This is a genomic window from Proteus vulgaris, from assembly GCF_016239305.1.
GTDB classification, from domain to species: domain Bacteria; phylum Pseudomonadota; class Gammaproteobacteria; order Enterobacterales; family Enterobacteriaceae; genus Proteus; species Proteus vulgaris_C.
This window is the reverse complement of the sequence record NZ_JAEHOQ010000034.1, coordinates 1-13563: the sequence shown is the minus strand read 5'-3', so window position 1 is coordinate 13563 and position 13563 is coordinate 1. Positions and strand designations below refer to the sequence as shown.

Here is a 13563-nt window from a genome sequence, read left to right as displayed (position 1 = left end):
TTATTATTATTCGTAATTAAACGAAAGCTGAGAGGCAAACATGTATCTGGTTTCTACTCGTAATATGCTCAATAAAGCACAGCGTGAAAATTATGCTGTGCCTGCTTTTAATATTCACAACTTGGAAACTATCCAAGTTGTGATGGAGACGGCTGCTGAAATGGCATCTCCCGTCATTTTAGCTGGTACACCAAGTACGTTTGCTTATGCAGGTAGTGATTATTTGATCTCTATTTGTCAGCAAGCTGCAGAGCAATACCGAATTCCCGTTGCACTACATTTAGATCACCATGAAGATATTCCTGATATTTGCCATAAAGTCACTTCAGGTGTGCGATCAGCTATGATCGATGCCTCTCATTTTCATTTTGAAGAAAACATTCGTATCGTCAAAGAAGTTGTTAATTTCTGCCATCATTGGGATTGCACTGTAGAGGCTGAATTAGGTCGTCTTGGTGGACAGGAAGATGATCTTATCGTTGATGCTAAAGATGCCCTATTCACCGATCCTGATTCGGCAGTACAATTTATTAAAGCAACTGGCATTGATTCATTAGCCGTTGCAATCGGTACAGCACATGGCATGTATAAACATGAACCTCATCTTGATTTTGAACGTTTAGAGATTATTCGCCAAAAGACCGATATTCCGTTAGTTCTCCATGGTGCATCTGGGATCCCTGATGATGATGTACATCGTTGTATTGATTTAGGTATTTGCAAGGTTAATGTTGCAACCGAACTAAAAATTGCTTTTTCCAACGCGATTAAACAGTACTTTTTAGATAATCCTGATGCAAGTGATCCTCGTCATTACCTTGTACCGGGCAAAGCCGCAATGAAAGCGGTGGTTGCAGATAAAATTCGTGTCTGTAAAAGTGATGGGAAACTGTGAAAACAAATAGAACTGTCGCCATTATTGGCGAATGTATGATAGAGCTTAGTGGTCAACCTTTTTTACCACAACAACAGCGCTTTGGCGGTGATACGCTAAATACAGCGCTGTACTTAGCGCGACTTATCCCTACATTACATCCGTACTATATAACAGGTTTAGGCACTGATACTTACAGTACCTTAATGCAAAAAGCATGGGAAGAAGAAGGAATTAACTGCCAGTATATTATTACTATTCCCGAAAAACTTCCCGGCCTATATGCCATTGAAATTGATCCTTGTGGTGAGCGTAGTTTTCATTATTGGCGTAATGATGCAGCCACACGTTATATTGCAACAGATAGCCGTTTTACAACACATCTCAATGCACTACCTAATAATAGTGTGATTTATCTCAGCGGAATTTCTCTTGCTATTTTAACGCCGGAAGGAAAAGAGTCTCTACTTACGCAATTAATCCACCTTAAACAGCGTGGGATCACCTTAATTGTAGATTCAAATTATCGCCCTCGCTTATGGGATTCAATACCTCATGCGCAAGAGTGGTTTGAAAAACTGTACAGACTTAGCGATATCGCTTTAGTTACGGGTGATGATGAGCAAATGCTTTGGCAACAACCCGTTTTGACAGAACAAGATATTGCACAACGCCTTCATCAATGGGGCAATCAAAACGTAATTGTCAAACTTGGTGCTCATGGTGCTTTCTGGTCTGATGGCATAGATACGGGCTATCTCTCTCCAAAACCAATTGATTATGTTGTTGATACTACCGCTGCGGGCGACTCGTTTAATGCTGGCTTTATTGCGGCTTGGCTACAAAATAATCGCTTACCAACCTGCTGTTTATGGGGAAATACATTAGCCGGACTCGTTATTCAACATCACGGCGCCATCATCCCTCATCAAGTCACCGATTCATTCTATACATTAATCAAGGATAACCATGACACAGTCAATTGTTGATACACTTTCCTCACTGAAAGTGATCCCCGTGATCCAAATTAATCGCGCTGAAGATGCAATCTGGCTGGGTGAAATTCTAACCCAAAATCAATTACCTGTTGCCGAAATTACCTTTCGTACACCAGCGGCGGCTAAAGCTATTAAGCTAATGCATGAATATTTTCCTGAGCTTATTTTATGCGCAGGAACAGTATTAACAGCACAACAAGCAGATATGGCAAAAGAAGCCGGAGCAAGCTTTGTCATTTCGCCCGGTTATAACCCTAGTACAGTCGATTATTGTCTGAATAATGGCATTGATATTGTCCCGGGAATTAACAATCCAAGCCAGGTAGAAATTGCACTTGAAAGAGGTCTAACCTTAGTTAAATTCTTCCCAGCAGAAGCCTCTGGCGGTGTGAAAATGCTAAAAGCACTTGCGGCACCTTACGCACAAATACAATTTATGCCAACGGGTGGCATTAGCTTAAATAATGTCAGTGATTACCTTGCTATTCCACAAGTGGTGGCATGTGGAGGTAGTTGGATTGCAACCGTAGAAGCGATTGATAAACAAGATAAGCAATCCATTGTTAATCACATTCAAAGTATCCATTCATTACTAAAAATCAATAAAGGATAAATAAAATGAAACAGGTTGCCGTTTTATTAGCAGACGGATTCGAAGAAGGCGAAGCTGTTGTTTTTATTGATATCATGCGCCGTCTTGATATTCATGTTGATGTGCTTTCTTGTATGGATACCTTAGTATTAAATACTTATTTTGAAACTAAAATCAGTGCTGATTTTCTATTAACAGAAAAGCTGACACACAGTTATGACGCAATAATGATGCCAGGTGGTCCTAAAGGCACCGATCGTTTATGTGCTAACGAACAAGTTATTCAATTTATTAAACGCCATATTGCTGAAGATAAATACATTTGTGCGCTATGCTCTTCTGGTGCAAAAGTATTAGCTGCGCATCATCTTCTTGAAGGTCGTAATTACAGTACAGGTGATAAATTGGCAGATAAATATGATGATGGCAATTACCTTGATCAAGATGTCGTTGTCGATGGAAAATTTATCAGTGCAAAAGGATTAGGGGTAAGTTTTGAATTTGCGTTTACTGTGGCTCGCCATTTATTAAGCGACAATACAGAAAAAGTAGACTGGCAAGCTAATCATATTTATTTCAAACACTGGCCGTTAGATTACCTCAATAATTAGACTTAATTTTAATGGCGATAAAAAAGAGGATTAGTTTCTCTTTTTTATCGCCATTAAAACTGTTATCCATTCAACTAAAAATACTAAACTAGTCATTAGCTCCCCCCTGATCATCTTTTTTCACTTATACATAAAGAATTGCACATTAATTCATCAAACAAAATATTAACTCTTATTTTGTGTCATGTAATAGTAAAGAATATCGTCATAAAGAGAATAGTAAATCATTTTATGATTTTCTTTTTAGTAAACTACTTTAATTAAAAAATAATTCTTAATTTTAGAAAAAATAAAATAAATAATTGAAATCTATTTTTATAAACAAATATATAAATAATAAAAACTTTTCTATGCTAATTAGTCACACCTAAAAAATAAGTATTAATCACTAGAAAAAAGAAACACAAAAATATTACTCTTATTTTATTCCGCTTACATCATTTCTATTTTTACATATCCATTCTTTATTAATTAACAATTCGAAATGATAACCTTATCTTATTATAATAAAAGTTATTAATAAGGTGTTTTACTATGTATATATACTGGTGAGATTAGTTAAATTAGTTTTGTACACGTTTAAATTAATATAACTTGATATTATATATAAAAATAAATCTAATAATGACATATTGTTGGAATATGCATCCGAAAAAACTTTAACTTATTTCTTGTTATTACATTTTAATTTTAGAGATACCTCTTAAAAACGTTAAGGTAAATTGATTTATTTAAAATTATTTAATATAAGTAATCACACCTTAAATTAAATTTCTTGGTAGTGAATTTACTTATTATTACCACTCTCAAGAGATCCTTTATTCGTTTTAATACAAGGATTCTATTATGTCAGATAGTTTTCAAAATGAAGTTCCTAAAGCGCGGGTAAATATAAAACTCGACTTACATACAGGTGGCGCACAGAAAAAAGTCGAGTTACCTTTAAAACTATTAGCCATTGGTGACTACAGTAACGGAAAAGATAAGCGTGTTCTTTCTGAAAGAGAAAAGGTCAATATTAATAAAAATAACTTCAATAGTGTTCTTACTGAATTTTCCCCATCGGTCAGTCTTACCGTAAAAAATACATTAACGAATGATGGCAACGAAGAAAATATCAATCTGTCATTTAAAGAAATGGCTGATTTTGAACCAGAACAAGTTGCTCGCCAAATACCGCAACTTCGCGCCATGTTAGCAATGCGTAACCTCTTGCGTGACTTGAAATCTAACCTCCTTGATAACATCACTTTTCGCCGTGAACTCGAAAATATCCTTAAAGATCCTGCATTAAGTGATGAATTACGCGAAGAACTCTCTCAACTCGCTCCGAAAAAAGATTAATTGGGTTTTATCATTACAGGATTATGCTTATGTCAGTGAATAGCGAAAGTATTTCAAAGAGTACAACAACTGTACTTGATGAGCCCGCCAGTAGCGGTGTTTACGCCTCTCTCTTTGAGAAAATCAATCTCACCCCCGTTTCTCAGGTGAGCGATATTAATATCTTCCAAGACAATAGTGCTCTGGCTGATACAACTGCAAATGAACGCGTTACTGTTGCGGTTCAAGTTTTTCTCGATCGGTTGAAATCTTCAGGCCAAAAAGTTGAACGTTTAGATAGAAATTTACTTGATCACCATATTGCAGATTTAGATAGACAAATTAGCGAACAACTTGATGAAGTCATGCACCATGCTGATTTCCAAAAAATAGAATCAGCATGGCGTGGACTAAAATTCTTAGTTGATCGCACTGATTTTCGCCAAAATGTGAAAATCGAATTACTCGATGTAGCTAAAGACGATTTACGCCAAGATTTTGAAGATTGCCCTGAAACTATTCAAAGCGGTCTTTATCATCATACTTATATCGAAGAATATGATACTCCTGGTGGTGAACCTATTGCCGCCATTGTCTCTAATTATGAGTTTGATCGTAGCCCACAAGATATTGCGTTATTACGTAATATTGCAAAAATCTCAGCGTCTGCACACATGCCATTTGTTGGCTCAGTTGGCCCTGCATTTTTTGGTAAAGACTCTATGGAAGAAGTTGCGGCTATTAAAGATATCAGCAACTACTTTGACCGTGCTGAATACATCAAATGGAAATCTTTCCGCGACTCTGACGATGCCCGCTATATTGGCTTAACCATGCCTCGCGTTTTAGGTCGCCTTCCTTATGGTCCAGATACCATTCCTGTACGTAGTTTTAATTATATTGAAGAAGTAAAAGGCCCAGATCATGAGAAATATTTGTGGACAAATGCAACCTTTGCTTTTGCTGCAAATATGGTTAAAAGCTTTATTAATAATGGTTGGTGTGTACAAATTCGTGGCCCTCAAGCTGGCGGTGCCGTAAAAGACTTACCTATTCATCTTTATGATTTAGGAACAGGAAGTCAGGTCAAGATCCCATCTGAAGTCATGATCCCTGAAACACGAGAATTTGAATTTGCCAACCTCGGTTTTATTCCATTGTCTTACTATAAAAACCGTGATTATTCTTGCTTCTTCTCTGCAAACTCTGCGCAGAAACCCGCGATTTATGATACCGCTGATGCAACTGCCAATAGCCGTATTAATGCACGTTTACCTTATATATTCCTGCTTTCACGAATTGCTCATTATCTAAAATTAATTCAGCGTGAAAATATCGGTACCACTAAAGATCGCCGTTTATTAGAGCTCGAATTAAATAATTGGGTTCGTGGTTTAGTTACTGAAATGACTGATCCAAGTGATGATTTACAAGCTTCTCACCCACTTCGCGATGCCAAAGTTGTTGTAGAAGATATTGAAGATAATCCAGGATTTTTCAGAGTGAAATTGTATGCCGTTCCTCACTTCCAGGTAGAAGGAATGGATGTAGATCTCTCGTTAGTATCTCAAATGCCAAAAGCGAAAGCATAAGGTGAAGCACGGATGAAAATATACCGCCCCCTCTGGAGTGATGGGGCCTTTTTGGCTCCTCAGCAATTTCAACAACAAGCAAGATGGGATAGCTATCTCATTAGCACTATCGCCAATATGACGATTGCATCAACATGGGGCGTGATTTGTGCTGAATTTGATGAAAGTGCTTTAACTATTTCACGCCTTAGCGCACAAAAATTAATTGTGCGTTTTCCGGATGGAACACTGATCGATACGACACTGGCCGATAATTTACCGCCAGTCAATGAACTCAGCCATTACTCTCAACATCAAACACTTGATATCGTTCTTGCCTTACCTTTATTGCAAGCCAATGGTGGTAATCTTATGCAAGAAGGTCGCTCTGATAGACCACAACAGTTCTATCAGGAGTGGATGAAAGTCCAAGATTTAATTGGTCAAGAACAAACGGATATTGCCGTATTACGCCACAGTATTACTTTGCGCTATGCTCATGAAGAAAACAGTGCTTATATGACTTGCCCTGTTGCTCGATTAATTCGTAACACTCAAGGCGCATGGGAACTCGATCAACACTTTATTCCTCCATTACTCAGCTGTAATGCAAGTACTGAATTAACGACATTATTTTCAGAGTTTATGCATCGTTTAGTGGCGAAACGTCGTCGCTTAATGACGATGCGCAGAGAAAATAATGAGCAAATGGCTGATTTTGCTGTTGCTGATGTGTCACTTTTTTGGTTATTAAATGCCATTAATAGTGCCGAACCAGTATTAAGTGAATTATTATCATCAATGGGTCGCCACCCTGAACTTCTTTATCGAGAATTAGTTCGTTTAGCAGGGGCACTGCTGACATTTTCACTCGATCATGAAAATGGTGATATTCCTCTTTATCAACACGCTTTTCCTGAACAGGTTTTTCCACCGTTATTCAATTTACTTAACACCTTGTTAGAAGCAAGTTTACCTTCTCGTGTGATTAGTATTGTGCTTGATAAAGAAGGGCCTTTCTGGCGTGGTGAATTGCATGATCCTCGCTTACGTGAAGATGCTGATTTCTATCTTTCAGTACGTTCTGCATTGCCAGCTCACTTGTTGATCACTCAATTTCCATTGCTTTGTAAAGCAGGTAGTAATGACGATGTTGCCAGTGTCGTTAACGTGGCGCTTAACGGTATTCCGTTACAACCATTAACGCATGTTCCTGCTGCTATCCCTCTACGTTTAGAAAATCACTATTTTGCTCTTGAACTCAATAATTCAGCAGGCCAAGCCATGTTGTCTTCGGGTCATTGCGCCTTTTATGTGCCGGGAACATTAGGCGAAATTCAACTCGAACTTTTTGCGGTGCTTCGCTCATGATGACTAATTCAAGAACAGTTAAAAATAACCTGATTGATATGCTTTTTGCTGATACTTGGTTAATGGTATGTCAGCTACGTCAAGGTGCTGAAATTACTGATGGGAAAGCCTTCTATCGACGCGTTTGCGAACATATTGACAAAACACGCCAAAATCTGACTGAAAAAGGTTACTCACAATCCGCCATTGAAAACATGCTTTATGCACAATGCGCCTTAATTGATGAAAGCGTGATGAATAGAACTGAGCGTGATGATGGATACTTACAGTGGATACAATCTCCATTACAAGCCAAGTATTTCAATACGTTAGAAGCTGGAGATAAGCTTTGGGATAGATTACGTAATCTATTAAATGAACCAGCACCAAACCATGATGTGCTTATCTGTTTTCATCGTGTTATTACGCTTGGTTTTGTCGGCAAATATCGCCAGACCGATGCTCCAGAGCGCGAGCAAATAATTGAGTTACTTAATACCCAACTTCCCACTTATGCCCTATCAAGTGATTTACCTTTAGTAATGAAACCCAAAAACCGAATGAATCGTCGTCACCTATATTGGCTAGGGTGGTTAGGTGGATTTATCGTGATTGCAGCACTGTGGTGGGGCTTTTCTGTGTCATTAGAACATTTACTTCAACAATGGGTAATTCAAGGAAAGTGATGCAAAAAAACAGGATAAAACAGTGTATTACATTGTTTTCAGCAAGCTTACTATTATGGTTAATTTGGGGATTTTGGTCTTTTGGTAAAGAGATCTCTTTTTTCCTGACGGCGTTTATTTGTATCGTCACACTCTCTTTATGTATTTGGTTTTTCCGCCAACAAAAAAGTATACCTTATATTAAAGATACTCAAACAAACCAACTTCCCCCTGAAAACTACCAAGGTGATGTTGTTATTGTTTGTGGGCAATCACACGCTCTTTTTGAAGAAAATCAAACTTATCGAGAAACCGCTAAAGGCTGGTATATCTGTGCATCATCGCCAATTGATTTGATTAACATTACTCAGCATATTAGTGATGTTTCACCTACTCAATTTAACCGTTTATCGTTGTTATACTCTCTCTTACCAGAACAGTTATCACAATTAGAGGAAGTTAGCCAAGAGACACTAAATTGGCGTAGAGCCATTAATGAATGTAATAAGAAAGCGGGTAAATCCCTACCATTTTGGGTGACTCTCTATCTTAACTCTCCCATTGATTATCTAAATTCACATCTTGATGACACGACACCATGGATCATTCACTTAAAAGATCAGCAAGAATTACTCGTTGTTTCTGATAACTTAGCAACACAACCTATTTCAAGATGGTTATCACAAAATACTAAGCACGTTGAACATCAACTCACTATGGTTCTTTGGCTTGATCAATTACTTGCTTGGTTAAAAAGTGAATTTATTCCTCTGCTTACCGTTGCTCAATCTGGTACTCCAAGTCTTATTCCTGTGGCCTGGGCAATACAGTTCACTACTGTATCCACAGTTTCAAATAGCTGCTGGGCTCAATTTATTCATCATAAAACCACATTATTCCCATCTATTACTAAAACCCCCAATCAAAGTGAAGAATTGCCATTACCTGATGTTCTGATTAATAAATTCACCCACGATGTCAACTTACTACAAATAGAAACTACCTTTGGTGCTGTTGGCATGATCTGTGGGTTATTTCTTATTGGAGCAATATCAGGAAGTTATCATCATAACAAACAACTAATTTATGATATAGGTAATGATATTCATCACTTTAAAAGTATTACCGATGAAAACTTAGAACCTAAAAAAGTGGCTTATCAACAGTTACTTTCAGATGCAGCTTTTCTCTCTCATTGGCAACGAGAAGGTATTCCTGCTCGCTACTCTTTAGCGTTATATCAAGGCAATAACATCTTACCTTATTTGCACGCCTTGCTTAGTTCATGGGCTCCACCACTACCACCAGCCCCTATCATTGTGCAAGAAGTTCCTGAAATGGTGACGTTAGATAGCCTTGCTCTCTTCGCCTCTGGTCAATACGAATTAAAAAATGAGGCCACCAAAGTACTTGTTGATGCGCTTATCAATATAAAAGCCAAACCAGGTTGGTTAATTGTCATTTCAGGGTACACCGACAACACAGGTAATCCTGATTTAAACCAAAAACTTTCTCTTAAACGAGCTGAAGCCGTGCGTGATTGGATGATCAAAACCAGTGATATCACGCCATCTTGCTTTGCAGTGCAAGGATATGGTCAGCATCAGCCTGTTGCAGACAACTCAACACTCGATGGTCGGGCTCGTAATCGTCGAGTTGAAATTCGCCTGATACCTCAAGCCGATGCTTGTCAGGTATTAGCTGATGACCTTACGCCACTGAAGGATGGTGGCAACTAAACCTTAGAAAGGAGATGTAATTATGGCTATTCCTGTATACCTCTGGTTAAAAGATGACGGTAATGCGGATATCAAAGGCTCTGTTAATGTTCAAGATCGTGAAGGCAGTATTGAAGTCGTCGCTCAAGATCACAACTTGTACATTCCAACAGATAACAATACTGGCAAATTAACCGGTACACGTATCCATACTCCATTTATTTTCGTGAAAGAAATTGATGCCTCTAGCCCGTATTTGTACAAAGCAGTTACAACTGGGCAGACCTTGAAAAAGGCAGAGTTTAAGTGGTACCGCATTGATGACGCAGGCCAAGAAGTTGAATATTTCAACACTACTCTTGAAAACGTCAAAGTCGTAAAAGTGGCTCCGAAGATGCACAACATCAAAGATCCAACTAAAGAAAAACACAATCACCTTGAAGAAGTTGAATTGCGTTACGAAAAAATCACTTGGACTTACAAAGACGGAAACATCATTCATTCAGATTCATGGAATGAACGCGCTACTGCGTAACACTAAAACAAACAGGCGGTTAACCGCCTGTTTTAACAGCTATTTTATTAAAACACTATTTGAAGCACAACGAGTAAATACTCTAAATAGTTCGAGATGTAGCTAGGCGACAAATGAGTGAGTCGCTAGGAACATACATAAGTATGTGGCTAGTGCGAGTGAGCATAGTCAACAACGCTACAACTTGAAATATGACGAATATGACAAGTACGACCTTATGAGCCTCGGTCTATGGCTAAGGGCGGTAGCGTACCTAAATCCCCTCAATAGGGACTTCATTACTGGGAGAAAATATGGAAAATCAATCCGTCATGTTATTACGTCGCTTAAATCCTTATTGTGCAAAAGCGCTGGAAGCTGCGGCCTCATTATGCCAAACCCGTGCCCATGCAGAAGTGACTATTGAACACTGGTTATTAAAAATTCTAGAACTTGGTGAAAGTGATATCACCGTATTGGCGCGTCGCTATGAATGGGATTTATCTGCACTTTGGCAAAGCTTACTTGATACGATTGATAAATTGCCCCGCTCTGTACGTAGCCGACCTCAATTATCCAAGTCCTTACTAGAATTAATTAAAAATGCATGGGTAATTGCATCTCTTGATGAAGATATAGAACAAATCCGTAGTGTGCACTTATTGCATACGATGACTAAACAACCCGCATTAGTTCCACTCGACGCACTTTGGCCTTTAATGACATTAGGTGAGACACAACTACAAAGATTAAGGCCTCTACTTGATGCACAATCCGATGAAAGACCAGAAGTTCAACAACTTGCTTCTCATAATCATTTACCTGAAGCTCCTCTTGATCAAAATAATGAAACCACCACGACATCTTCAGCAGCAGATAATACCATTATTAACAATACATTAAGTGATGCTCTTCTTGCTGTCTTAAATAAATTTACTATTGATGTAACAGAAAAAGCGCAACTTGGTGAAATTGACCCTGTATTTGGTCGAGATGACGAAATTCGTCAAATGGTCGATATTCTCTCTCGCCGTCGTAAAAATAACCCCATTCTTGTTGGAGAGCCTGGTGTAGGTAAAACCGCACTTGTTGAAGGATTAGCGTTACGTATAGCAGAAAAAAATGTTCCTATCAGTTTACAAACCACCTCATTACGCACTCTGGATTTAGGTCTATTACAAGCGGGAGCGGGAGTAAAAGGTGAGTTTGAACAGCGCTTAAAAAATGTTATCGATGCCGTTCAACAATCACCCACACCTATTCTACTTTTTATCGATGAAGCGCATACAATTATTGGTGCAGGTAATCAAGCCGGTGGTGCTGATGCCGCTAACTTATTAAAACCGGCATTAGCCCGTGGCGAATTGCGTACTATCGCGGCAACCACTTGGTCGGAATACAAACAATATTTTGAACGTGATGCGGCACTAGAGCGCCGTTTCCAAATCGTTAAAGTTGATGAACCTGATGATGAGAAAGCCTTTTTAATGCTTCGCGGACTTAAATCTCGTTATGCAAAATATCATGGTGTTCATATCACCGACGATGCTGTAAAAACCGCAGTAACTTTATCTCGCCGTTATTTAACAGGTCGCCAACTTCCTGATAAAGCTGTTGATTTACTTGATACCGCCAGTGCACGCATTCGAATGAGTTTAGACACCTTACCTGAAGAACTCACCCGTATTAAAGCCAAGCGTCATGCACTCGAACTAGAACAAAAAGCAATACTTGATGATATTACTATTGGTAATTTAACCAATCAAACCAAGTTATCTGATTTATCTTCCCAAGATGCCCAATTGGCACTTCAACTTGAAGCTTTAGAACAGCGTTTTGAGAAAGAAAAAGAGATTATCTATCAGCTAATTGAGAGCAGACAAGATCCCGAAAATACCGCAACGTCAGCACAGTTACAGCAACAACTCTCACAATTACAACAAGAAGCACCACTTTTAAACCCTGATGTGGATGTTCGTACAGTTGCTACAGTGATTGCGGACTGGACCGGTGTTCCTCTTTCAAGCCTTCTAAAGGATGAACAGATTGGTTTATTAGAACTAGAAAGTAACTTATCAAAATATGTCATTGGTCAAAACAGCGCTTTACTCGCGTTAGCACAACGTCTACGTGCATCTAGAACAGGATTAGTGTCTGAAAATGGTCCACAAGGTGTATTTTTATTAGTAGGTCCAAGCGGTGTAGGTAAAACAGAATCTGCTATTGCGCTGGCAGAATGCCTGTTTGGCGGTCAAAAATCCCTAATCACTATCAATATGTCTGAATATCAGGAAGCACACACTGTCAGCCAATTAAAAGGCTCACCTCCTGGTTATGTCGGATACGGTCAAGGTGGTGTATTAACTGAAGCCGTAAGAAAACGCCCTTATAGTATTGTGTTATTAGATGAGGTTGAAAAGGCACATCGCGATGTCCTCAATCTTTTCTATCAAGTATTTGATAGAGGCTTTATGCGTGATGGTGAAGGTCGTGAAATTGATTTTCGTAATACCGTTATTTTAATGACTGCAAATTTAGGCAGTGATTATTTAATGCAACAACTGGAAGAGTCACCATTAAGTACAGATAGCGATTTACAAGAAACACTTCGCCCTATTTTACGTGATCATTTTCAACCCGCACTACTGGCTCGTTTCCAAACATTAATTTACCGTCCTCTTGATGCAACGGCACTACGCATTATTGTTGAGATGAAATTAAAAAATGTGATTAAGCGACTTTACACCCACTATCGATTAACAGGTATTGTCGAAGAAACACTCTACGACACCATTGTAGATGCCTGTTTATTACCAGATACAGGTGCGAGAAATATCGATAGCCTGCTTAATCAGCAAATTCTCCCTATTCTTAGCCAACAACTTCTTTTGCGCCAAGCCAATGCTGAAAAAACACAGTATGTCATTTTAGGTTTTAATGAAGAAGAGGGTATTACGTTGAGTTTTAGTGATGAGTTGCCATCTTGATTTTTTAAAATTAAAAAGACTGAAAGATGCCCACAAAATTAACCCGCAAAAAACTCGTGTTTGTTGGGATAATCATTGCTCTTCTTGCGATCTATTTACTCTTTATCAGACAACCGAAAGTGGAGTATTTAGCCGGGAGTATGAGTGGTATTAACCATGTGAAAGGCACTGCGGTGAATTGGTTTAAAATCAATGGCTATTATGCCCAAAGTGCTAATGATACTTGTTGCATTATGGTGCCGGCAAAATGGACACCTAATCAATGGGTCAAAGTGGAATGGGAAGTCGATCCTGATGCGTATTCAGATAAATCACCACCTTTAGGTACTGATGAATTTCGCCAATATATGAAAAAACATA

General features: G+C 38.6%; 12 protein-coding genes. All 12 read left to right on the top strand.

Annotated features, from left to right (window positions below):
* The first annotated feature begins 40 nt into the window (after positions 1-40).
* Positions 41-895: a tagatose bisphosphate family class II aldolase gene (locus tag JEP40_RS17695; protein WP_198624626.1), complete on the top strand. Its 855-nt coding sequence runs from the start codon at positions 41-43 to the stop codon at positions 893-895.
* On the top strand, positions 892-1863 hold the full coding sequence (locus JEP40_RS17690; RefSeq protein ID WP_198624625.1) for a sugar kinase: 972 nt from the start codon (positions 892-894) through the stop codon (positions 1861-1863). The genes JEP40_RS17695 and JEP40_RS17690 overlap by 4 nt, the downstream gene beginning before the upstream one ends.
* Positions 1844-2485 (top strand): bifunctional 4-hydroxy-2-oxoglutarate aldolase/2-dehydro-3-deoxy-phosphogluconate aldolase, encoded by a 642-nt coding sequence (locus tag JEP40_RS17685; RefSeq protein ID WP_198624624.1) that lies wholly within the window; start codon positions 1844-1846, stop codon positions 2483-2485. Before JEP40_RS17690 ends, JEP40_RS17685 begins: the two co-directional genes overlap by 20 nt.
* A 5-nt stretch (positions 2486-2490) precedes the next feature.
* Entirely contained in the window at positions 2491-3075 is a 585-nt protein-coding gene (locus JEP40_RS17680; protein ID WP_198624623.1) for a DJ-1/PfpI family protein, read from the top strand.
* 846 nt (positions 3076-3921) lie between these two features.
* Positions 3922-4419, top strand: a complete 498-nt coding sequence (tssB, locus tag JEP40_RS17675) for a type VI secretion system contractile sheath small subunit (protein WP_198624622.1) — start codon at positions 3922-3924, stop codon at positions 4417-4419.
* A 23-nt stretch (positions 4420-4442) separates the two neighbouring features.
* Positions 4443-5990 carry a type VI secretion system contractile sheath large subunit gene (tssC, locus tag JEP40_RS17670; RefSeq protein ID WP_198624621.1) on the top strand — a complete coding sequence of 516 codons (1548 nt, stop codon included), beginning with the start codon at positions 4443-4445 and terminating at the stop codon, positions 5988-5990.
* A gap of 12 nt (positions 5991-6002) precedes the next feature.
* Positions 6003-7340: a type VI secretion system baseplate subunit TssK gene (gene tssK / locus JEP40_RS17665; protein ID WP_198624620.1), complete on the top strand. Its 1338-nt coding sequence runs from the start codon at positions 6003-6005 to the stop codon at positions 7338-7340.
* Complete coding sequence (gene tssL, locus JEP40_RS17660; protein WP_198624619.1) at positions 7337-8005, top strand: type VI secretion system protein TssL, short form; 669 nt, start codon at positions 7337-7339, stop codon at positions 8003-8005. The genes tssK and tssL overlap by 4 nt, the downstream gene beginning before the upstream one ends.
* A complete protein-coding gene (locus tag JEP40_RS17655) occupies positions 8005-9723 on the top strand; it encodes an OmpA family protein (protein WP_232799352.1) in 1719 nt (572 codons plus the stop codon). The genes tssL and JEP40_RS17655 overlap by 1 nt, the downstream gene beginning before the upstream one ends.
* A 22-nt stretch (positions 9724-9745) precedes the next feature.
* On the top strand, positions 9746-10237 hold the full coding sequence (locus JEP40_RS17650) for an Hcp family type VI secretion system effector (protein WP_023583757.1): 492 nt from the start codon (positions 9746-9748) through the stop codon (positions 10235-10237).
* 293 nt (positions 10238-10530) lie between these two features.
* Entirely contained in the window at positions 10531-13203 is a 2673-nt protein-coding gene (gene tssH, locus JEP40_RS17645; protein ID WP_198624617.1) for a type VI secretion system ATPase TssH, read from the top strand.
* A gap of 26 nt (positions 13204-13229) precedes the next feature.
* Positions 13230-13563, top strand: a 334-nt coding sequence (locus JEP40_RS17640) for a DUF3304 domain-containing protein (RefSeq protein ID WP_198624616.1), incomplete at its 3' end; no start/stop codon positions are given.

Coding starts and splice junctions, on each gene's coding strand:
- tssK (WP_198624620.1), top strand. CDS start 6,003: ATGAAAATATACCGCCCCCTCTGGAGTGATGGGGCCTTTTTGGCTCCT.
- tssB (WP_198624622.1), top strand. CDS start 3,922: ATGTCAGATAGTTTTCAAAATGAAGTTCCTAAAGCGCGGGTAAATATA.
- JEP40_RS17655 (WP_232799352.1), top strand. CDS start 8,005: ATGCAAAAAAACAGGATAAAACAGTGTATTACATTGTTTTCAGCAAGC.
- JEP40_RS17695 (WP_198624626.1), top strand. CDS start 41: ATGTATCTGGTTTCTACTCGTAATATGCTCAATAAAGCACAGCGTGAA.
- tssC (WP_198624621.1), top strand. CDS start 4,443: ATGCTTATGTCAGTGAATAGCGAAAGTATTTCAAAGAGTACAACAACT.
- JEP40_RS17680 (WP_198624623.1), top strand. CDS start 2,491: ATGAAACAGGTTGCCGTTTTATTAGCAGACGGATTCGAAGAAGGCGAA.
- JEP40_RS17650 (WP_023583757.1), top strand. CDS start 9,746: ATGGCTATTCCTGTATACCTCTGGTTAAAAGATGACGGTAATGCGGAT.
- tssH (WP_198624617.1), top strand. CDS start 10,531: ATGGAAAATCAATCCGTCATGTTATTACGTCGCTTAAATCCTTATTGT.
- tssL (WP_198624619.1), top strand. CDS start 7,337: ATGATGACTAATTCAAGAACAGTTAAAAATAACCTGATTGATATGCTT.
- JEP40_RS17685 (WP_198624624.1), top strand. CDS start 1,844: ATGACACAGTCAATTGTTGATACACTTTCCTCACTGAAAGTGATCCCC.